The following is a 20,215-nucleotide window of genomic DNA, read 5'->3' as shown; positions in this document are numbered from 1 at the left end:
GCTAATGATCCTGGGCGCTGTAACGCCCGACTGGGTTGTCAGATTCCTTGGGCGAGCGCTGGCCTCACTGACCCCTCGACGGGGCCCGGACAGCGCTCTACAGACAGCTGCAGCACATGCAGCAGGGCATGCAGGAGACCACGCACATGGACGGCGCGCAGGCGAGCGCTGAAGCGGCAGTGCGCTGTGTGCTCATGGCGGTGGGGCCTCCAGTGTGCGGGTGCGCCCAATCTAGCCCCGTGCGGTGGGGAGGGGCAAGCGTCGGCGAGTCAGCGTCGGGCCCTAGGCGACTATTCGCTCACGCGCACAGAGAGGACCTTGAGTCGCTGAATGGCGACCACAACGGACCCAACCGTCACCGCCGCCAGCAGGATGACTCCCGCCGCGAGGCTCACGTCCGAGCTGATGGCGATGTCCGTGTTGCCCTCGAGCATCTTCTCCGCAGGAGCGAGCGCCCACTGGCGCACGCTCAAGGTCCGCACACCAGGGACGTAGCCCGCGAGGACGCCCTCCCACAGGAGCGCGTAGAGGAGGCCGACGATGATCGAGTTGCGCGTGAGGACGGCGATCATGAAGAACACCGCGACGTAGGCGACAGACGCAAGGGCCGTCGCCACCCCCATCGACAGCGCCAGCTGGCCGTCCTTGTCGCCCGCGATCTCGGCGGCGATCACCACGGACGCCACGCAGAAGACCACCGCTACCACCACCGCGACCACGAGCTTCGACAGCGCGATGGTGCGCCGCGGCACCGGCTTCGCGAGGAGGTAGACGATCGAGCCGTCCTCGATCTCCGGGGCGATGACACCCGTGCCGATAAGGAGGCACATGATCGGGACGAGCAAGCCGAAGCCGAAGTTCACGATGACGCCGGTCGCCACGTCAACGGCGCCGCCCGATCCCCAGCGGGTGAGCCCGGCGACGGCGAACAGCAGGACGCTGAGGCCGATGAGGATCCACACCCTGCGGCTGCCGAGCAGCGAGCGCAGCGCCAAGCGCATGATCACGGCGTTCATCGCGCCACCAGGTAGGCGAAGACGCTCTCGAGGGACTCGTCGGCCGGTGTGACGTCGAACAGCGAGATCTGCGCGTCCCGCGCGATCCGGGGGAGGGCGTGCACGAACCGGCCGAAGTCCGAGGCCTGAACGTCGAGGCCCGTGGGCGTGAGGCTCACCGCGTCCGCGGAGCCGTCGGAGATGATCGCCGCGGCGAGCGCGCGGTTATTGCTCGAGGACAGCGAATACTGGTGGGGGCGCTCGGTCATGAGGCGCCGGATGCTGCGGAAGTCGCCGGACGCGGCCTGGCGGCCGGCGACGACCACCTCGATGGTGCCCGCGACGTCCTCGACCTCCTCGAGGATGTGGCTGCTGAACAGTACGGTGTGCCCGTTGTCCCCGAGGCGCTCGAGGAGGGCGAGAAGGTGCATGCGCTGGCGCGGGTCCATGCCATTGAACGGCTCGTCGAGCAGGAGCACCTTGGGCTCGTGTACCAGGGCCGTCGCCATCTTGACGCGCTGCTTCATGCCCTTGGAGAACGTGCCGACGCGGCGGTCCCGCGCGTCGAGGAGCTCCACCTGCTCGAGCGCGGCGAGAGTGGCCGACTGGGGCTCCGCGAGTCCGTGCAGCCGTGCGTTTGCGAGTACGAACTCTTCGGCGGTCATGGTGTCGAACATCGCCTCGGCCTCTGGGACAAGGCCGATGTCGCTGTACATGGCGGGATTGCGCCACACGGTCACGCCGTCGATCGTGACGGTGCCCGACGAGGGGGGCAGGAATCCGCTCATCATCCCCAGCAGCGTGGACTTGCCCGCGCCATTGGGGCCGAGGAGGCCCGTGACGCCGGGGCCGATGGTCATCGTCACGTCGTTGACCGCGACGACGTTTCCGAACCAGCGGGAGACCCCCTTGAGCTCGATGGTGCTCATACGCCCCCCACCTTCCTGAATCGGCGCAGAAGGAAGGCGACGGCACCGGCGAGGATCACCACGAACGCCAGGGTGAAGAAGGCCGCGCCGATCGCGCCGTCGGGCTGGGCAATGCCGTTGAGCGGATCCACGCCCAGCCACCCGGCGATGAGCCCGTCCACGAGCAGGTACGGATCCAGCACCGCGAAGTACGAGCCGGCCGTCTCCGAGGCCTGCATGTTGACCACGGAGACCAGCACCGCGACGAACCCGTTGAGCAGCACCAGGGTGGCGAGCACCGCCGCCACGCCCAGTCCGCGGCGCTTGGTCAGCGATGCGAGCGCGAGCGCAATCGCGCTGATGAGCAGCGCCAAGAGGGCGCCCGCGAGCAGGCCGCCAAGCCAGCCGAAGATCTGCTGACGCACGGGGAACTTCGCGAGCAGCGCGCCGATGAAGAGGATGGTGACGGGTGCGGAGACGAAGATCCACACGGCCGCCGCGAGACCGAGCAGCTTCGCGTAGACGTAGTCCTGGCGCTTGATGGGCCGCGACAGATACAGCGGCATGGTGCCGTCACGCAAGTCGCGCGACACCGCGTAGGGCGCGCGGCCGGCAAGGAACAGCGAGACGAGCAGCGACATCGCGAACGGGTACTGCGTGTAGCTCAGGGGCAGCTCCGCAGAGCTGGTGAAGATCGTGACGGCGACGATAATGATCGCCGGCGCGCAGATGAGGCCGATGAGCACCCACGGCATGATCTTCACCTTCGCGGGGCGGCCCAAGCCGAAGGCCCCGCGCAGCGTCTCGAGCAGGAGCGAGCGGAACGCCCAGCCGCGGCCAAGGCGCGGCCCGTCGTAGTGGCGGAAGCCGATGTCGTGGATGACGCTGTCGTTTGGAACAGCACCGTTGGGCTGCGTCGTCATGGCCGCGCCTCCCCGGCGCCGCTCGCGGTCGATCCAGTTGCTGCAAAGATCTCGGACAGGTGGTGGCGGCGCCGCTGCAGTCGCACCAGGCCAACGCCGAGCTCGGCGACGATCGCCACGACCGCGGCGGGAACGCGCTCGTCGGTGAGCTCGACCGCGAAGCTGCCCGGCGCGCGGGCCGCGGCCACGGCCGCACCTTGGTCGCGAAGCCTCGCCATCACGACGTCGGCCTTGTCGGTGACCTCCACGAGGAGGGTGCCGCTCAGCTGGGTCGCCTCCGCGGTCGACGTAGACCTCTGCAGCACGCCCCCGTCGATGACGACTATGTGGTCGCTGATGCGCTCGAGCTCCCCCAGGAGGTGGCTCGTCACCACCACGGAGATGCCGAAGTCGGAGCTGACCCTGGCGATCAGTCCCAACATGTCGTCGCGACCGGCGGGGTCAAGGCCGTTCGTCGGCTCGTCGAGGAACACCAGTTTGGGGTCGTGAACGAGCGCCTGTGCAAGCTTGACGCGCTGCTTCATGCCGGTCGAATAGCCGCCGATGGGCCGGTATCGCTCCTCGTAGAGGCCCACATGACGAAGGGTGTCCGCGGCACGCTCGCGCGCGCTCGACGCGGGCAGGCCGGACATGCGGGCCATGTGCACGAGGAACTCGGTCGCAGAGACGTCGAGCGGGAGGCATTCGCTCTCCGGCATGTACCCGACGACCTCGCGAATCTTGAGGCCGTCCTTGAGGCAGTCGAAGCCGAGGATGGTCGCGCCGCCCGAGGTGGGGGGAATGAGGCCGAGCAGCATCTTGATGAGCGTCGACTTGCCGGCGCCGTTCGCGCCGACGAGGCCAACCACGCCGCCGGGCAGCTCCACCGTGAGGTTCTGCACGGCGGTCACGGGACCGAAGGTCCGCGTCAGCGCGCTCGTCGTGATGGTGGCCACGGGTCGACACTAACGGAGCCCGGGCCGCCGCGACATGGGGGACAACCCTGACCTTTCCCGGAGGCGACGTCTGCGCTTCGGCGCGCCAGCGTCGGGCATGCCCGACGCTGCGGCACCATGGCGGCATGGCCTGGTTTGATCTTGGCGACGTGCGGTGGGTGGGGGTTCTCGTCGCGTCGCTCGCCGCGTTCCTGGTGGGCTTTCTGTGGTTCCACGAGCGCGCTCTCGGCGCCGCTTGGGCGCGGCTCGCGGGGCTCGACCTGGACGCTCAACGCGAGGGCAGGGTGCGCCGGCTGGCCATCGGCTTCGCCATCACCCTCGTCACGGTCGTCTTCATGAACGTGCTGATGGCTGAGCTGCTTGTGACCTCGGTGGTGCAGGGCGCGCTGTTTGGCGCTGCGATCGGCCTCGTGATGCGCCTGCTCAACCAGGTGTTCCACGACCTCTTCGAGGACCGACCCTGGGGGCTGACCGCCATCGACGGTCTGCATGACGTTCTCGCCCTCGCCGCTGCCGGAGCGGTGCTTGGGGCGTTCCTGTAGCGTAAAAAGCGGGGCTGGAGGAGGAGCGATGGACTGGCTCACGTTTGAGGGAATCAATTGGCTCGCGGTGGCTGTCGCCTTCGTCGTGAGTTTCGCGTTCGGGTGGTGGTACTACTCGTCCGCAGGTGTGTGGAAGGTGTGGAAGCGCGCCGCCAACGTGACCGACGAGGCGGTGGAGAACGCAAACGTGGGGGTCGCGTTCGGCGGCACCATCCTCGCGAACGTGCTCGGCGTGATCGTGCTCGCGATGCTCATGGCCGCGGTTGGCGCGGATACCTGGCTCGATGGGCTCGTGCTCGGCGCGATCGTCGGCCTCGTGTACCGAGCGGGCGCGCACGCGCTGCACAACGGGTTTGCCCAGCGCTCACCGCTCGTGACCGTGCTCGATGGGATTCATGACGTGGTGGGGCTCGCCATTGCCGGCGTGATTCTGGGCCTCTTCTGACGTGGACGCGGCGCGAGCTCAGCAGGTTGCCGAGGAGGAGTTCGGGCTCACTGTTGCGCGCCTCACGGAGCTTGGCGGCAACGAGGACCTGAACTTTCTTGCGGTGACGCCCGAGGGTGCGCGGTACGTGGTCAAGGCGTCCGCGACTCCGCGATCCGCGCTCGAGGCGCAGTCGGCGGCCCTCGAGTTCCTCGCCGAGGCGGTGGCTACGTTCGATGTGCCGTCGCCGCGCCTGACCATCGACGGCGAGGCCGTGGTCGAGATTGAGGGCACGCACCCGTTCGTGCGGGTGATCTCCTATGTGCCAGGCGAGATGAGCGTCGGCTCCCGGCGCATCGTGCCCGGTGTCGGCACGGCGCTCGGCTCGGTCTCCGGCGAGATGGTCGCCAAGCTGGCGTCGTTCTCCCATCCTGGGCTCGTCGAGGGCGGCGACTGGGACCTCCGTGAGGCCCCGCGCGTGGTGGCGGGCGATCCGTCGCTCGGGTCACTGCTCGCCGCGAGCCTTGAGCGCACCGCGCGGCTCGCGCTACCGGTGCAGGTCATCCACGGTGACCTCACGGAAGACAACGTGGTGCTCGGCGAGGATCAGGACTTCGCTGGCGTGATCGACTTCGGCGACCTCGCCCCAAGCTGGGCCGTGGCGGAGCTCGCGGTCACCCTCACGTCCCTCCTTGCGCACGATGGCCCGGTCATGGCCGAGGTGCTCGACGCCGTGGCCGCCTTCCACGCGAGGCGTCCCCTCGCGCTCGACGAGGCGCGGGCGATCTGGCCGCTTGTTGTGCGAAGGGCTCTCGTCCTCGAGGCGGGCGCGGCGCGGGTGCTCGCCGCCGATCCGGAGAACACCTATGCAATCGCGCGGCGGCCGTTTGAGCGGCTGGTGCTCTCGCGCGCCCTCGCCCTCCCGTACGACGAGGCGGAGCTGCTGATGCTCGACGCCGTGGGCCTTCTGCCGCGCAGGGAGGCGCCGCTCGTGCGCATGTTCGCGGGCCTCGGCGACCTCCCGGGGCTGGACCTGTCCGTGACGTCACCGCTGCACGACGGAGGCAAGTGGCTCACGCGCCCCAACCCCGAGGACCTCCCAGAGTGCGTGACCCGCTACGGCGCGCCCCAGCTTGTGCCCGACGCTGCTACCGGAGTGGTGCCCCGATCCATACCTTTGGGCATGGGGGCGGTGCTCGCGCCGGGCAAGGCGGTGTTCGCACCCGCCCACGCGCTCATCCGCTCGGCGGGGGACGGGGCGATGGTGCTCGCGCTGGTGGATGGCGGCTGGGTCAACCTCCTGGGGGTCGATCCCGAGGTCGAGGCCGGCACCACGGTTCCCGCCGCACGGTGATCGGCAGCACTTCAGGACCTTTGTGGGTGCAGTTGTGCGCCGCGCCCATCAGCCCGCCCCGCTATGTGCAGCCAGGCCTCGAGGACCGCTGGGCGCGAATCTGTCCCGACCCCTCGGTGCTGTTCGGGCGGGAACCGGCCCCAGCGTCGGGCCCAAGCGCGGCGGAACTGGCCGTGGCGCGCGAGGCGGTTGTCGCGACCGTGCAGGAGCACTACTACGAGCGGCCGCCGCGAATTGAGCGCGGCTGGCGGCACCACCTGTTCGACGACCACGGCCGCGGCTACCTGGACATGGTGAACAACGTCGCGATCCTTGGGCACGGCGAGCCGCGCGTTGCGGATGCGGTGTCGCGGCAGCTGCGGCTGCTCAACACGAACTCGCGGTTCAACTATGCGGCGATCGTGGAGTTCAGCCAGGCGCTCGCGCGGCGATGCCCGCCGGGGCTGGACCAGGTGTTTCTGGTGAATTCCGGTTCCGAGGCGGTGGACCTCGCGATCCGGATTGCGCGCGCGGCCACGGGGCGGCCCGATGTGGTCGCGATCACCGAGGCGTACCACGGGTGGACCGTTGGAGCCGATGCCCTCTCGACCTCTCTTGGCGACAACCCGCGAGCGCTTGGGACGCGGCCGGAGTGGGTCAAGCTGCTGCCGACGCCCAACGCGTACCGGGGCGCGCACCCCGGCGCGGACGCCGGCCGATACGCGCCCGAGGCCGCCCAGCTCATCGCCGCGCTGCCCGAGCCGCCCGCGGCCCTCGTGTGCGAGCCGATCTTCGGCAACGGGGGAGGGATTCTGCTGCCCCACGGGTATTTGCGGGACGTCTACGCGGCGATCCGCGCTCGCGGCGGGCTGTGCGTGAGCGACGAGGTGCAGGTGGGATACGGGCGGCTCGGCGAGCACTTCTGGGGGTTCGAGCAGCAGGGCGTGGTGCCGGACATCATCGCGGTGGCAAAGGCGATGGGCAACGGGCATCCGCTTGGCGCGGTCATCACGACGCGGGAGATCGCTGCCCGCTTTGCGGTGGAGGGGTCGTTCTTCTCATCCGCCGGCGGGTCGCCGGTCTCATGCGTGGTGGGGTCAACCGTGCTGCGCGCGATGGAGGAGGACGGACTGCAGGAGCGCGCGCGGGTGGTGGGGCTGGAGCTTGCCGACGGCCTGCGTGCCCTGGCCGCGCGCCACCCCAGGTTGGGCGCGGTGCACGGGATGGGGCTGTACCTGGGAGTGGAGATCGGCGGGCCCGACTCTCCCGATCCCGAGGGTGCGCGCGAGATCTGCGACGCGATGCTCGACGAGGGCGTCATCGTGCAGCCTACGGGCGACCACAAGAACGTGCTGAAGATCAAGCCGCCGCTGACTTTGGACCTGCCTGGCGTGGCACGGTTCTTGGCGGCGCTGGATCATGTGCTCACCATGTCCGACGCTCGGGCCAGGTTGTAGCGTCGGGCTGCCTTGGAGCGGGCGACGGGAATCGAACCCGCACCATCAGTTTGGAAGACTGAGGCTCTACCATTGAGCTACGCCCGCACTGCTGCACCTGCAGCGCGTACTAGAGTAGCCGAGCCCGCCAGTTGCGGGTGCACGGGGTGTAGCGCAGCTTGGTAGCGCGCCTGCTTTGGGAGCAGGAGATCGCAGGTTCAAATCCTGTCACCCCGACGTAGTGAGTGAGCCCGACGAGAGCGAAGCTCTCGGTCGGGCGAGCGAACGGAGGAGGGAGGAGCGCCGCGAAGCGGCGCGACGATCACCCCGACGAACAGACTCAGTGCCCGCGCCGCACCGGCGCCCGTGGAGTCAGAGACCAGCCCGGAGGAAGTCATGTCTCAAGCCTTCGCCGTTGCCGCAACGTCCAAGGACGGACCCTTGGAGCGCATCACGATCGAGCGCCGAGAGGTGGGCCCCGCAGACGTCCGCATCGAGATCCAGTACTCGGGAATCTGTCACTCCGATATTCACCACGCCCGCGGTGAGTGGGGCGAGATCACCTACCCGCAGGTTGTGGGTCACGAGATTGTGGGCGTCGTCGCAGAGGTTGGCGACGACGTGACGAAGCACTCGGTGGGTGATCGCGTGGGCGTCGGCTGCATGGTCAACTCGTGTCGCACCTGCGAGAACTGCCTCGCGGGGATGGAGAACTACTGCCTCAACGGCAACACCGGCACCTACGGCAGCGTGGACCGTGACGGCACAAAGACCCAAGGTGGCTATGCGAGCCACATCGTCGTGGATCAGGACTTCGTGCTGCGCATCCCCGACGCCCTCGACATGGCGAAAGCGGCCCCGCTGCTGTGCGCGGGGATCACGACCTATTCGCCGCTGCGCCACTGGAAGGTGGGCCCGGGTTCCAAGGTCGCGGTTGTCGGCATGGGCGGCCTTGGGCACATGGGCGTCAAGCTCGCCCATGCCCTCGGCGCGCACGTGACGGTGCTGTCCCGAACGCTCGCCAAGGAGGAGGACGGCCGGAAGCTCGGCGCCGACGACTACCGCGCCACCGAGGACCCCCAGACCTTCAAGGACCTCAAGAACACGTTCGATCTCATCCTCAACACCGTCTCCGCCCAGGTGGACATCAACGCATACGCGCGGCTGCTCCGGCTGGACGGCACCATCGTCAACGTTGGCGCTCCGCCGGAGCCGCTGCCCGTGCGTGTCTTCGCACTGATGAACAACCGGCGCTCGTTCGCGGCCTCCGGAATTGGCAGCATCGGTGAGACCCAAGAGATGCTCGACTTCTGCGCCGAGCATGGGGTGGCGCCGGAGACGGAACTGATCGGCGCGGACGACATCAACGTGGCGTGGAAGCGCGTCCTCGACGCCGATGTGCGCTACCGGTTCGTGATCGACGCCGCCACTTTCGCGCCCTAGCATCGCCGGCGCTCGCTCTTCCTACACAAGGGAGACGGGTTGTCGGTTTGGGGACCCTGTGCCACTATCGGACGCAGAGCAGTACACGGTGATGGAGCTCGCCGGGGCCACGGTCCAAACCGCCGATACCGGCTGATAGCACCTGTGACGAGAGGAGTCACGGGTGATCCCTGCCACGAAACGCGAGAAGTGCCGATGAGCGACACCCCGCACGGCGTTGACGCGGAGTTCGCAGGTCTCCCTCACGACCCAGACATCGAGGTCGAAGACTCGGACGCCGGCCCTACGCGGCCCCTCCACTTCCGCCCCGCGTATCTCGCGCTCGTCTTCGCCGGGGGCGCGGTCGGCACCAGCGCCCGCGAGGCACTGAGCCTCGCGTTCCCCGCCGTCAACGGCATCCCGGTGACGATCTTCGCCATCAACGTCGCGGGCGCATTCCTGCTTGGTGTGCTCCTGGAGAGCCTCGTGCGCCGCGGACCCGATCATGGCCGACGCCGCACGCTCCGGCTGTTGCTCGGCACCGGATTCATGGGTGGCTTCACCACCTACAGCGCGCTCGCGACCGACGCCGCGCATCTCATCGGGGACGGGCGCGCGGGGGCTGGGGTGGCGTACGGCCTCGCGACGGTGCTGATCGGCGCTGTCGCCACGTGGGCCGGCATCGGCCTCGGCGTGCTCACCCACGGCCCCAGCAGGGCGGAGCGGGCATGACCGCACCCCTGTTCCTGCTGCTCGCCCTCGCGGGAGGCGTCGGCGCTGCCGCGCGTTTCCTGCTCGACGGCGCGATCAAGTCCCGCACCGACGGCACCCTGCCCTGGGGCACCATCGCCATCAACCTCACGGGCTCGTTCCTCCTCGGCCTCCTGACGGGCGCGGTCGCGGCTAACGCACTGCCCGACGGCTGGGGCATCGTCGTCGGCACCGGCTTCCTAGGCGGCTACACCACCTTCTCCACGGCGAGCTTCGAGACGGTGCGCCTCATGCAGGAGCGCAAGTGCGCGGCGGCGACGGTCAACGGCCTTGGCGTGCTCGTGGCCGCAACCCTGGCAGCGGGCGCAGGTCTGTGGCTCGGCTCGCAGTTCTAGGCGAAACTACTCAGAACTTGATCTGCACAACGCGACGCCGCTTCGACGGCTCGTGCACCACCGTGAACCCCGCATCGAGGAACGCCCCCAGCGGCCCCACGAACACCTCACCCCACGTGATGCTGCCCGCACCGTCGGTGATGATGGGATACCCCTCGAGAATCCGCGCCCCACGCTCCCGCGCAAACGGCACGGTCGCGGCGCAGAGCGGATGCGTCAGCCCAAGCCCCTGGAACTCCTTGCGCACTCGGAAGCACGTCACGGACCACACGTCCGGATCCCCGCGGTCCTGCTCGCGCCCGCGCCAGACGGTCGCGGTGGGCTCGTTGATGTGGAAGATTCGGTAGTCCACTCGCGGCTCCACCGCCACCCACCCAGCCGGCTCCCCGTCCAGGTAAAGCACTAAGCCGGAGGTCTCCACAGCGTCGGGCTGGCCGCAGTTTGTCTGCGCACGCAAGGCCTCCGCGCGCGCCTCCCAAGGCTGCGGCGCGTACCCCGCCTGCCCCATCTTGTAGCGCTGGCACTGGCAGCGGTGCGGGTAGCCACGCTCGCCGAAAATCAACTGCAGGTCATCCCAGCTCGCCTCGTTCGCGGGCACCACCTTCTCGGCCATGCCGCCAGGCTATGCCCGACGGCGCGGCTGGGTGGGTTACACGACCTCGCCTGCGGTGATGGCCTGGGCCTCCTCGAGCGCGTCCTCGTGGACGTGGTCCACCCGGGCGAGGACCTCGCGCGACACGAAGACGACCGTGGCGGCGATCAGCACCGAGACGGCGGCGACCGTGTAGGGGAGCCAATCGCCCGCCCGGGCGGCGAGCGCCGCGGCGAGCGGAGGGGCAGCTGCGCCGCCGATGAACCGCACGCCGGAGTAGGCGGAGGACGCGACGGTGCGGGGCAGGTCGGTGGCCTCCATCACGGACTCGGTGAGCACCGTGTTCATCACGCCGAGCAGCGCGCCGCCGACCACGATGCACGCCACGAGCGCGGGCGGCGAGCCCACGACCAGTGCGGTCACGCCGAGCAGCACCGCGAGCAGCACGAGCGTCGTGTAGAGCACGCGGGTGCGCGGGAAGCGATGCGTCAGGGCTGGAGCGACCCACACGCTCGTGATCGCGAGCATGATGCCCCACGCGCAGAACGTCAGGCCGAGCCCGATGGCGCTGAAGCCCAGTGGATACGGCGAGTAGGCCAGGAGCACGAAGAAGCCGATGTTGTAGAACAGCGCGGCGATCGCGAGGCGTTGCAGCCCTGGCACGGCGAGCGCGCGGAACGGCGCCGAGAGCTTGACGGGGACTCGAGCAACGGGGTCGGTGCGGATGAGCGAGATGATCGCGATGAAGGCGATGGCCATGAGCGCCGCGGTGCCGAAGAACGGCGCGCGCCAGCTGACGTTGCCGAGAAGGCCGCCAAGGAGCGGTCCGATCGCGATGCCAAGACCGAGCGCGGCCTCGTAGAGCACGATCGCGGCCTCGGAGCCGCCTACGGCGGAGCCCACGATGGTGGCGAGCGCGGTGGAGATGAACAGGGCGTTTCCCAGGCCCCATCCGGCGCGCAGTCCGATGATCTGGCCCACGGTGTCCGACGCCCCGGCGAGGGTCGCGAAGATCACGATGAGCGCTAGCCCCACGAGCAGGGTCTTGCGCGCGCCGATCTTTCCGGAGATCCAGGAGGTGAAGAACATCATCACGCCGGTGACGGCCAGGTACGAGGTGAAGAGCATCTCTGTCTGCGCCGCACTGGCGCCCAGATTCTTGGAGATAGCAGGCAGGATGGGGTCCACGAGGCCGATGCCCATGAACGCGACCACGCATGCGAAGGCGACCGCCCACACGGACTTCGGCTGGTTCTTGAGGACGTTCATGCCGAGGCTCCGAGGATCTCCACGGTGCGGGAGATGGCCGCCCAGTCGTCGTCGCTCAGGTCCGAGAGCAGCGGGGCCACGGCGCCCGCAAGCTCGGCGCGCCAATCGGCGAGGGCCTGGCGGCCCTCGCGGGTGATGGTCAGGACGGTGGCGCGCGCGTCGTGCGGATCGGCGGCGCGGGAGACGAGGCGCTGCTCTTCAAGGGTGGGGGCGTACTGGGTGATGGCCGGCTGGCTGATGCGCAGCGCGGCTGCGATCTCGCCGATGCGCGCGGGTCCGTCGCTCTCGAGAACCCCGAGGATGCGCCATTGGCTCGCGGGCGTGGTGTTGCCGGACGCCACGGCGGCGATGCGCGTGAGGCGACTGGTGGCGGAGATGAGGTCGACGATCAGGCGCCGCTGGGAACTGTCCATAAGGCAACTATATAACTGACTTATGGATATCGAACGCCGCGTCCACCCCGCACCCACCCACCTGCGGTTTAGGCAGCTCACGCATACCAAATCCGCGTTGGGCGCCCCGTTTAGGCACACCACGCGCCGAACGGGGCTCGCACCCGGCGACCGAGGGTTAAGCGCGGCTCCGGCGCAAGGTATGCGCCAGTTGCCTAAACCACGCGAGTTTGGCCGGAACGGTATGCGCAGTCTGCCTAAACCGCGGGGGCGGAGGTTGGGGGCGGCGCCGGCACCGCGCGCTCGCGGTAGGTGTGGGCAACGGTGAGGATGCCCAGGATCAGCGCGGCCGGCACAAGCAGCGCGAACCGCCAGGAGGTCGCGTCGGCGATGATCCCGGTGGCAGCAGACCCCACGACAACACCCACGTAGTTGAACAGATTGAGCCGCGACACGATCTCGTCGATCTGCTCCGGCGCGAGGTCACCGGACGCGGAGAACGACAGCGGCACGATCACGCCAAGCCCAAGACCAACAACGGCAAAGCCCGCCACCGCCAGCCACACGGTCGGCGCCACGGCGGCGAGGAGGAAGCCGGCGGTGGCGAGCGCCACCGCGAAGCAGATGACCACCACGCGCCCCACCCCTGCGACCAGGCGGTCGCCGAGGATGCGGGCCAAGAGCACCGTTCCCTGATACGCCGCGTACCCAAGCGGCAACACCGCCGCCGACGCCACGAACGTCTTGTCGATGTACACCGAGCTCCACGTCGACACCACGCCGTCGCCCACGTACACCACGAGTATTACCAGGCCGAACAGGGTGAGGCCGCGCCACGGAAGCGGAGGCTTGGCGGCCTCGGGCACGCCCTGCTCCGGATCGCGGGCGAGGCCGCGAATGAGGCCCGGCACGGCACCGAGCGCGATGACGGCGCCCACGAGGAAGGACACCTCGAACGGTGCGCCGGTGCCGTTGATGCCGGAGACGATGAGGGCTCCCGCGATCGCGGCCGCCGTCTGGAATGCGTAGAACGTGGTGAAGATGGGGCGGCCATACGCGCGCTGGATCGTGAGGCCCTGCATGCCGTTGCCCGCGTCTCCAAGGCCAACGCCAAACCCGAACAGCGCGTACACGGGGAACAGCGCCGCGAATGGCAGGTTGATCATCGCGAGCAGCACCGCCGCCGCCTGTAGCGTGAACGCCGGCACCAGCAGGAACGCGGATCCCCGCCGCACAGCGACCGCGCCGCCAACGAGTGACCCGATCGCCGCGAACACCAGCACGGCCAGCACAACAAGAGAGACCTCGGTGTCACCAATGCCGGTGCGGTCCTCGAGCCCAGGCAGGTTGGTGAGCACGAGCGCCTGCATCAGGCCCTGGAGCGCGAAGGCAACGGTCGCCCACACGCGGGCTCTGGCGAGGGCGGCGTGAGCCATTCAAACCTCCGGGTTGACGAGTGCGCTTACTGTAGCGCCGGGACGTCCCGCGCCAGCCCATCGATCACCTGAGCCCCAGGAAGCTCGGCGAGCAGCGGGCCGGGAGCGATGATCTTCGCCGCACGCACGCCCGCCCCCAGGGTGACGAGCGGCGTGTCCGCCACGCGAGAGTCGATAAGAATGGGCCACTCCGCCGGCAGGCCGATGGGCGTGATGCCGCCGTACTCCATACCCGTACGCTCCACGGCCTCGTCGAGCGGCATGAAGGACGCCTTGCGCACGTCGAGCAGCTTGCGGACCACGCCGTTCACATCCGCCCTGGTATGGGCGAGGATGACGCACGCCGCGACCTTCTCCACGCCGTTGCGCGAGCCGCTCACAACGACGCAATTCGCCGCCGTGTCCTCGGTGACCCCATATGCGGCGACGAAGGCCGCAGTGTCGGACAGCGTCGGGTCTATTGCCACCGCGCCAAGCCGCTCACCCCAACCCAGCCGCGAGATAAGGGCGGCCGTGGGCGTGGCGAGGAGGCCGTGGCTGCCCGACGCTGGGGCGGCCTCGAGCGCGCCGAGCGTGAAGTTGGTCATGGGCAGAGGATTCCACGCATTGCCTCGCGATGCCGCACGCGGTCGCGAGCGGGTAGAATCGCCGGGTTGCCCGTGGCCGCGCGCCTACGGATCCATCCACACACAGGAGTAGCAGTGACCAGCGCCCTTGAGCAGATCGACGCGACAACCGTCAAGCTGACAATCACCCTCACCGAAGAGGACATCGCGCCCGTGATGAAGCACGCGTACGAGCACGTCGGCTCGCAGGTGCAGATTCCCGGCTTCCGCAAGGGCAAGGTGCCGCCGAAGATCCTTGAGCAGCGTGTTGGCAAGGGCGCGATCATCGAGCACGCCGTCAACGACGGGCTGCCTGGCTGGTACTCGGAGGCCGTGCAGGAGCAGGGCATCCGCCCCTATGGTCAACCTGAGGTTGAGGTCGTGAAGATCCCCGGCCTCGAGAGCGGCGACGAGGGCCTCGAGTTCACCGCAACCGTCGAGGTGCGCCCCGAGGTCACCCTCCCGGCCGCGGACACGCTGAAGATCACGGTGGCTCCGGCCGAGGTGAGCGACGAGGACGTCGACGCGCGCCTCACCGCGCTGCGCGAGCGCTTCGGCACGCTCGTTGGCGTTGACCGCCCGGCCGCCGAGGGCGACTTCGTGACGATTGACCTTTCCGCCGTTGTCGACGGCGAGGACGTCGACGCGGTTCAGGGCACCTCCTACCAGGTGGGCGCAGGCAACATGCTCGAGGGCCTCGACGACGTCATCACCGGCCTCAGCGCCGGTGAGGAGACCACCTACGAGGGTCCGCTCGCCGCCGGCGACCACGCGGGCGAGACCGCGACGATCACCGTCAAGGTGACCGCGGTCAAGGAGCGCCAGCTGCCCGACGCCGACGACGACTTCGCCCAGCTTGCGAGCGAGTTCGACTCGCTCGACGAGCTCCGCGAGGACCTGCGCGAGCAGGCGGGCCGCATCAAGACCAACAACCAGGCCATGGAGGCCCGCGAGAAGCTCCTCGAGGCGCTCACCGAGGCCACCGACTTCGAACTCCCCAAGAAGGTCATCGAGGCCGAGGTGCACAACCACCTCGCCAACGAGAACCGTCTCGAGGACGACGTCCACCGTGCCGAGGTGACCGAGGAGGCGGGCAACGCGCTGCGCGTGCAGATCCTCCTCGACCAGCTCGCCGACGACTTTGACATCGAGGTGGAGCAGTCGGAGCTTCTCGACTACCTCCTCAACGCCTCCCGTCAGTACGGCGCGGACCCCGCGCAGTTCATCCAGCAGGTTGAAGAGGCGGGTCAGATCCCGTCCATGGTCGCCGAGGTCGCCCGCTCAAAGGCCACCGCCTACGCGCTGCGCCGCGCGACCGTGGTGGACGAGTCCGGCGCCGCCGTTGACCTCACGCCCGTGATCGGGTCGCTCGAGGACGAGGCGGCAGTCGAGGAAGAGCTCGCCGCGGAGGACTGATCCCTGTTGCACGCAAAGAGGGCCGACGCTGTGGCGTCGGCCCTCTTTCGCGTTGAGTGGGTTAGCTGGTGGTCGTACTTGCCGCCACCAGGACCACGGCGAAGATGAGGAAGAGCACGAGGGCGAGCACTTCGAGGTAGCCGAGGACCAGCCCGACGATGCCCATCCACTTGAACTCGGCCTTGCCCTTGTTGGAGGCGCTGACGCCGAGGTGTCCAAAGATGATCGGGATGATCGCCATTCCGAGGATGCCCGTCACGAACGCGACGATGTTCATCCAGGTGTTGGGCTTGTCGTTGGGAGCGGCGTACGCCTGGGGCGGCGCAGGAGGCGCGGCGTAGGGCGTGGCTGCCGGAGCGGCCTGCGGGGGCACCAGCGGCGGCTCGGCGCCGCCGAGCGGGGGCGTGTCCGCCACAGGCTCAACGACGAGCGGCTGCTCGGGATCGAGGTTGTCATCCGGTGTTGTCATGGTGATTCCTTCTTTCTATTGAAAGTCTCCTGATCCGATCAGGGCCACGAAGAAGATGATGTACGCGATGAAGCCGACCACCGACAAGTAGCCAAGGACGAGGCCCGTGATTCCGGCCCACCTCGCATCAGCCTCGCCGCGCTTCGCCGCCGCGAGTCCCAGGTGCCCGAACACGATGGCGACGATCCCCGAGACGCATGTCACGAACACCGCGAGGCCGCACCCGAATGCCACCCAGTTCATCCACGTCTTGGGCTTGGACTGTGGCCCGTAGTACGGCACCGGTGGCGGTGGCGGGTAGCCCGGCTGCGCCGGCGGGTAGCCGGCTGGCGGATAGGGTGCCTGCGCATATGGCACCGGCGCCCCGCCTGGTGCGCCCGGCTGATAGGGCACGGGCGGTGGAGGCGGTGGAGGTGGCTGATATTGCGCTGGTGCCGCTGGCGCCGCTGGCGCGGTGGGCGCCGCTGATGTCGGCACGTCCGGCGGCGCTGGCTGCGCGCTCGGCTCCGCGGGTGTCATGTGCTCCTGCGGCTTCGCAAGGAATGGGTCGTCGCTCATCCAAGCCCCCTCATCTGGCGGCGGGTTCCGCCTGACCCGACTCTAGTGGGCGGGAGCAAGGCGAACCTGCATTGGCTCGTCTCCCGAAGAGCGGGAGAAGACTGGGTGGGGACCGGGAAGCAGACCGCGAGCCACACCGGATTCAGGCGCCGGTCAGGTAGCACAGCTAGAAATTGACCTGCACAGAATTCCCGGTGACAGCGGAGTAGGTGAAGGCAGCGAGGTAGGCCGCGATAACGCCGTAGCCAAGGATGAGGCCGATGACGCCCGCCGCCTTCGCACGCGCGCCTCCACGCCTCGCCGCCGCTACTCCGAGATGACCCAAAACAATCGCCGGGATCGCGCCCAAGCATGTGACGATGCCCACGAGTCCCAGCAACAGTGACGCCCAGTTCATCCACGTCCAACGCCAGGGGAGTGCGCCTGCGCTCGCGGGCGTAAGCGGCGTATCGACACGGCGCGGCTGTGGCGGAGTTGGGGTGCCGTCCGAGTCGAAGCCAGGGATATTGTCCGAGGCGCCCACGATGTAGCCCGTGGGTTCCGCCGGGCGCAGGCCATTATCGCCAACAGGGAGACCGTCATCGTCTGTCATCGCCGCCCCCATCAAAGCCGGTGCTCATGGCCTGACCCGACTCTAGCGTCGGGCCGTTCTCCCAGTAGCGAAACCGGGCCGAAAACGGCATGTTCCGGCCCTCCTCGCGCGTTAGGGTCACACGTGAACAAGGAGGACGCCACGTGAGTGACTTCACTGCCCGGTCCGAGGGCCCAGGGATGGGTCTGAACGACTCAATCTTCAACCGCCTGCTGCGCGAGCGGATCATCTGGCTCGGCGACGAGGTGCGCGACGACAACGCGAACGCCATCTGCGCCCAGATGATGCTGCTGGCCGCCGAGGACCCTGACAAGGACATCTATCTGTACATCAACAGCCCCGGCGGCTCCATCACCGCGGGCATGGCGATCTACGACACGATGCAGTACATCAAGCCGGACGTCGCCACCGTGGCGATGGGCATGGCCGCGTCGATGGGGCAGTTCCTGCTCTCGTCGGGCGCGCCGGGCAAGCGCTACGCGACTCCGCACGCGCGAGTGATGATGCACCAGCCGTCTGGCGGCATCTACGGCACCGCGACGGACATCCGCATCAACGCCGAGCTCATCATGCACATGAAGAAGGTGCTGGCGGAGCTGACCGCCGCGCAGACCGGCAAGCCCATCGAGCAGATCACCAAGGACGCGGACCGCGACCGCTGGTTCACCGCCGACGAGGCGCTCGAATACGGATTCGTTGATCAGGTGGTCAAGCACGCCTCCGAAGCGGGCGACCCCTCGCAGGGAGGTAAGGCATGAGCGAGCTCTACCAGGCCATTCAGGCCGCGGGACGCACGGCCGGCTCGTTCGAGTCGCGCTACATCCTGCCCCAGTTCGAGGAGCGCACGGCCTACGGTTTCAAGCGCCAGGACCCCTACGCCAAGCTGTTCGAGGACCGCATCGTGTTCCTCGGCGTGCAGATCGACGACGCGTCCGCTGACGACGTCATGGCGCAGCTGCTGGTGCTCGAGTCGCAGGACCCCGACCGCCTCATCAAGATCTACATCAACAGCCCCGGTGGTTCGCAGACCGCGCTGACCGCGATCTACGACACGATGCAGTACATCAAGCCGGAGGTGCAGACGGTGTGCCTTGGCCAGGCCGCGTCCGCTGCGGCCGTGCTGCTCGCTGCAGGCACGCCGGGCAAGCGCCTGGCCCTGCCCAACGCGCGCGTCATGATCCACCAGCCGCGCATCTCCGAAGGCTCGCGCGCGCAGGCCTCTGACATCGAGATCTACGCCGAGGAGATCCTGCGCATGCGCGAGTGGCTCGAGAACACTCTCGCGTTCCACTCGGGCCAGACGCCGGAGAAGGTGCGCGAGGACATCGAGCGCGACACCTTCCTCTCTGCCCAGGAGGCCAAGGAGTACGGCCTGGTAGACGACGTGCTGGAGTCACGCAAGGGCGCCGCCATGGTGGAGGGCGTGAAGTAACCGCATGCCAAAGGCGAGGCAAGGCCTGAGGCCCGACGCTCGGGTTACCAGAGCGTCGGGCCTCGCCTTTTGGGCGAGTCGCCAGGTGCGTGTCCGCGCATATCGGTAGTCTGAAAAGGATGTGAGAGGAGCGTTCATGGCGCGACCAGCCGACTCCGGCGATCTGCTCAAGTGCACCTTCTGCGGAAAGACGCAGAAGCAGGTGCGCAAGCTCATCGCGGGCCCAGCCGTGTACATCTGCGACGAGTGCATCGGGCTGTGCAACGAGATCCTCGACGAGGAGCTCGCGGAGGCGGTGGAGCAGGAGCTCGTGGAGTTGCCGAAGCCGCGCGAGATCTTCGACTTCCTTGAGCAGTACATCGTGGGGCAGGACGCGGCGAAGCGAGCGCTCGCGGTGGCCGTGTACAACCACTACAAGCGCGTGCGGGCATCGGAGACGAAGTCGCTTCCCGACGCCGAGGCCGTGGACATCGCGAAGTCCAACGTGCTGTTCATCGGGCCCACCGGCTGTGGCAAGACGTACCTCGCGCAGACCCTCGCGCGCATGCTGAACGTGCCGTTCGCGATCGCCGACGCCACCGCGCTGACCGAGGCCGGATATGTGGGTGAGGACGTCGAGAACATCCTCTTGAAGCTGCTGCAGGCCGCGGACTACGACGTGGAGAAGGCGCAGCGCGGGATCATCTACATCGACGAGATCGACAAGGTGGCGCGCAAGGCGGAAAACCCGTCTATTACCAGGGACGTAAGCGGCGAGGGCGTGCAGCAGGCACTGCTCAAGATCCTCGAGGGCACCGTCGCGTCGGTGCCGCCGCAGGGCGGGCGCAAGCACCCGCACCAGGAGTTCATTCAGATCGACACCACCAACGTGCTGTTCATCCTGGGCGGCGCGTTCGCGGGGCTCGAGGAGATCATCTCCGGACGCATTGGCCGCAAGGGCATCGGGTTTGGCGCCACCCTCAAGGAGGCGGACAACTCCGACCTCTTCGCGCAGGTGACGCCCACCGACCTGCACAAGTTCGGACTGATTCCCGAGTTCATCGGGCGCATGCCGGTTATCGCTACCGTCTCGCCTCTTGACGTTGACGCGATGGTGTCGATCCTCACCGTGCCCAAGAACGCGCTGGTCAAGCAGTACCAGCGGATGTTCGAGCTGGACGGCGTGGAGCTGGAGTTTGAGCCGGACGCGATCGACGCTGTCGCCGAGCAGGCGCTTGACCGCGGCACCGGTGCGCGCGGGCTGAGGGCGATCCTCGAAGAGGTGCTCCAGGGCGCGATGTTCGAGGTCCCCGGCGGGGATGTGTCCCGCGTGGTGGTGACGCGCGAGGCGGTGCTCGACCGCGTGGAGCCCGCGTTCTTCCCGCGCGTGCGCGAGGCCGGCGCGGCCTAGCGCGCACCCCGCCCCTCATCCTTCGCCCCTCCGCAAGTGG

At 68.4% G+C, this 20,215-nt stretch carries 23 protein-coding genes, 2 tRNA genes and 1 riboswitch; of the genes, 12 read left to right on the top strand and 13 right to left on the bottom strand.

From position 1 onward, the window contains the following. Positions 1-290: 290 nt before the first annotated feature. Genes NVV57_01835 through NVV57_01820 form a run of 4 tightly spaced genes read right to left on the bottom strand, consistent with a single transcriptional unit; the run spans position 291 to position 3,716 of the window. On the bottom strand, positions 291-1,016 hold the full coding sequence (locus NVV57_01835) for an ABC transporter permease subunit (protein ID MCR6711495.1): 726 nt from the start codon (positions 1,014-1,016) through the stop codon (positions 291-293). After that, complete coding sequence (locus tag NVV57_01830) at positions 1,013-1,924, bottom strand: ABC transporter ATP-binding protein (protein ID MCR6711494.1); 912 nt, start codon at positions 1,922-1,924, stop codon at positions 1,013-1,015. The genes NVV57_01835 and NVV57_01830 overlap by 4 nt, the downstream gene beginning before the upstream one ends. Beyond that, entirely contained in the window at positions 1,921-2,826 is a 906-nt protein-coding gene (locus NVV57_01825; GenBank protein MCR6711493.1) for an ABC transporter permease subunit, read from the bottom strand. The genes NVV57_01830 and NVV57_01825 overlap by 4 nt, the downstream gene beginning before the upstream one ends. Beyond that, entirely contained in the window at positions 2,823-3,716 is an 894-nt protein-coding gene (locus tag NVV57_01820) for an ABC transporter ATP-binding protein (GenBank protein ID MCR6711492.1), read from the bottom strand. Before NVV57_01820 ends, NVV57_01825 begins: the two co-directional genes overlap by 4 nt. A gap of 170 nt (positions 3,717-3,886) precedes the next feature. Between NVV57_01820 and NVV57_01815 the strand changes: the two genes are divergently transcribed. The 4 genes from NVV57_01815 to NVV57_01800 are packed head-to-tail and all read left to right on the top strand — an operon-like array spanning position 3,887 to position 7,517. Then, positions 3,887-4,303 (top strand): DUF1761 domain-containing protein, encoded by a 417-nt coding sequence (locus tag NVV57_01815; protein ID MCR6711491.1) that lies wholly within the window; start codon positions 3,887-3,889, stop codon positions 4,301-4,303. A 28-nt stretch (positions 4,304-4,331) separates the two neighbouring features. Further along, entirely contained in the window at positions 4,332-4,748 is a 417-nt protein-coding gene (locus NVV57_01810) for a DUF1761 domain-containing protein (protein ID MCR6711490.1), read from the top strand. Between the two features lies 1 nt (position 4,749). Further along, a complete protein-coding gene (locus NVV57_01805; protein MCR6711489.1) occupies positions 4,750-6,081 on the top strand; it encodes a phosphotransferase in 1,332 nt (443 codons plus the stop codon). A gap of 26 nt (positions 6,082-6,107) precedes the next feature. Next, positions 6,108-7,517 carry an aminotransferase class III-fold pyridoxal phosphate-dependent enzyme gene (locus NVV57_01800; GenBank protein MCR6711488.1) on the top strand — a complete coding sequence of 470 codons (1,410 nt, stop codon included), beginning with the start codon at positions 6,108-6,110 and terminating at the stop codon, positions 7,515-7,517. Positions 7,518-7,530: 13 nt separating this feature from the next. On the opposite strand, the gene NVV57_01795 is transcribed toward NVV57_01800, so the two are convergent. Then, a tRNA-Gly gene (locus NVV57_01795) sits at positions 7,531-7,604 on the bottom strand. A 55-nt stretch (positions 7,605-7,659) separates the two neighbouring features. On the opposite strand from NVV57_01795, the gene NVV57_01790 reads away from it, so the two are divergent. The 4 genes from NVV57_01790 (at position 7,660) to crcB (ending at position 10,024) form a co-directional block, all read left to right on the top strand. Next, positions 7,660-7,733 (top strand) — tRNA-Pro (locus tag NVV57_01790). 159 nt (positions 7,734-7,892) lie between these two features. After that, positions 7,893-8,939, top strand: a complete 1,047-nt coding sequence (locus NVV57_01785; GenBank protein ID MCR6711487.1) for an NAD(P)-dependent alcohol dehydrogenase — start codon at positions 7,893-7,895, stop codon at positions 8,937-8,939. A gap of 78 nt (positions 8,940-9,017) precedes the next feature. Next, positions 9,018-9,091: riboswitch (Fluoride riboswitch) on the top strand. Between the two features lie 43 nt (positions 9,092-9,134). Beyond that, positions 9,135-9,650 (top strand): CrcB family protein, encoded by a 516-nt coding sequence (locus tag NVV57_01780; GenBank protein ID MCR6711486.1) that lies wholly within the window; start codon positions 9,135-9,137, stop codon positions 9,648-9,650. Next, positions 9,647-10,024 (top strand): fluoride efflux transporter CrcB, encoded by a 378-nt coding sequence (crcB, locus tag NVV57_01775; protein ID MCR6711485.1) that lies wholly within the window; start codon positions 9,647-9,649, stop codon positions 10,022-10,024. Before NVV57_01780 ends, crcB begins: the two co-directional genes overlap by 4 nt. Before the next feature lie 10 nt (positions 10,025-10,034). Here the strand turns inward: crcB and NVV57_01770 are convergent, their stop codons facing one another. The 5 genes from NVV57_01770 to NVV57_01750 all read right to left on the bottom strand — a co-directional run bounded on the left by NVV57_01770 (position 10,035) and on the right by NVV57_01750 (position 14,300). Continuing rightward, positions 10,035-10,637: a GNAT family N-acetyltransferase gene (locus NVV57_01770; GenBank protein ID MCR6711484.1), complete on the bottom strand. Its 603-nt coding sequence runs from the start codon at positions 10,635-10,637 to the stop codon at positions 10,035-10,037. A gap of 36 nt (positions 10,638-10,673) precedes the next feature. Continuing rightward, positions 10,674-11,885 carry an MFS transporter gene (locus tag NVV57_01765; protein MCR6711483.1) on the bottom strand — a complete coding sequence of 404 codons (1,212 nt, stop codon included), beginning with the start codon at positions 11,883-11,885 and terminating at the stop codon, positions 10,674-10,676. Then, a complete protein-coding gene (locus tag NVV57_01760; protein ID MCR6711482.1) occupies positions 11,882-12,298 on the bottom strand; it encodes a MarR family transcriptional regulator in 417 nt (138 codons plus the stop codon). The genes NVV57_01765 and NVV57_01760 overlap by 4 nt, the downstream gene beginning before the upstream one ends. A gap of 236 nt (positions 12,299-12,534) precedes the next feature. Beyond that, positions 12,535-13,713 (bottom strand): MFS transporter, encoded by a 1,179-nt coding sequence (locus NVV57_01755; protein MCR6711481.1) that lies wholly within the window; start codon positions 13,711-13,713, stop codon positions 12,535-12,537. Positions 13,714-13,739: 26 nt separating this feature from the next. Beyond that, positions 13,740-14,300: a hypothetical protein gene (locus NVV57_01750; GenBank protein MCR6711480.1), complete on the bottom strand. Its 561-nt coding sequence runs from the start codon at positions 14,298-14,300 to the stop codon at positions 13,740-13,742. 114 nt (positions 14,301-14,414) lie between these two features. Here NVV57_01750 and tig point away from each other — a divergent pair, with 114 nt between their 5' ends. Beyond that, positions 14,415-15,734, top strand: coding sequence for a trigger factor (tig, locus tag NVV57_01745; GenBank protein ID MCR6711479.1), 1,320 nt, complete (start codon positions 14,415-14,417; stop codon positions 15,732-15,734). Between the two features lie 61 nt (positions 15,735-15,795). Here the strand turns inward: tig and NVV57_01740 are convergent, their stop codons facing one another. The 3 genes from NVV57_01740 to NVV57_01730 all read right to left on the bottom strand — a co-directional run bounded on the left by NVV57_01740 (position 15,796) and on the right by NVV57_01730 (position 17,353). Next, positions 15,796-16,203, bottom strand: a complete 408-nt coding sequence (locus NVV57_01740; protein MCR6711478.1) for a DUF4190 domain-containing protein — start codon at positions 16,201-16,203, stop codon at positions 15,796-15,798. A gap of 15 nt (positions 16,204-16,218) precedes the next feature. Further along, positions 16,219-16,560, bottom strand: coding sequence for a DUF4190 domain-containing protein (locus tag NVV57_01735; GenBank protein MCR6711477.1), 342 nt, complete (start codon positions 16,558-16,560; stop codon positions 16,219-16,221). A gap of 367 nt (positions 16,561-16,927) precedes the next feature. Beyond that, positions 16,928-17,353: a hypothetical protein gene (locus NVV57_01730; protein MCR6711476.1), complete on the bottom strand. Its 426-nt coding sequence runs from the start codon at positions 17,351-17,353 to the stop codon at positions 16,928-16,930. Positions 17,354-17,532: 179 nt separating this feature from the next. On the opposite strand from NVV57_01730, the gene NVV57_01725 reads away from it, so the two are divergent. The 3 genes from NVV57_01725 to clpX all read left to right on the top strand — a co-directional run bounded on the left by NVV57_01725 (position 17,533) and on the right by clpX (position 20,175). After that, positions 17,533-18,111: an ATP-dependent Clp protease proteolytic subunit gene (locus tag NVV57_01725; GenBank protein MCR6711475.1), complete on the top strand. Its 579-nt coding sequence runs from the start codon at positions 17,533-17,535 to the stop codon at positions 18,109-18,111. Next, positions 18,108-18,785, top strand: coding sequence for an ATP-dependent Clp protease proteolytic subunit (locus NVV57_01720; protein MCR6711474.1), 678 nt, complete (start codon positions 18,108-18,110; stop codon positions 18,783-18,785). The genes NVV57_01725 and NVV57_01720 overlap by 4 nt, the downstream gene beginning before the upstream one ends. A 136-nt stretch (positions 18,786-18,921) precedes the next feature. Next, the gene (gene clpX / locus NVV57_01715) at positions 18,922-20,175 is read left to right on the top strand and encodes an ATP-dependent Clp protease ATP-binding subunit ClpX (protein ID MCR6711473.1); all 1,254 of its coding nucleotides are present in this window, start codon (positions 18,922-18,924) and stop codon (positions 20,173-20,175) included. Positions 20,176-20,215: the final 40 nt, after the last annotated feature.

Origin of the sequence: Demequina sp., assembly GCA_024707205.1 — a bacterium.
GTDB lineage: Bacteria > Actinomycetota > Actinomycetes > Actinomycetales > Demequinaceae > Demequina.
The sequence above is the reverse complement of the archived record's forward strand: the minus strand, read 5'-3'. Positions and strand labels throughout refer to the sequence as shown.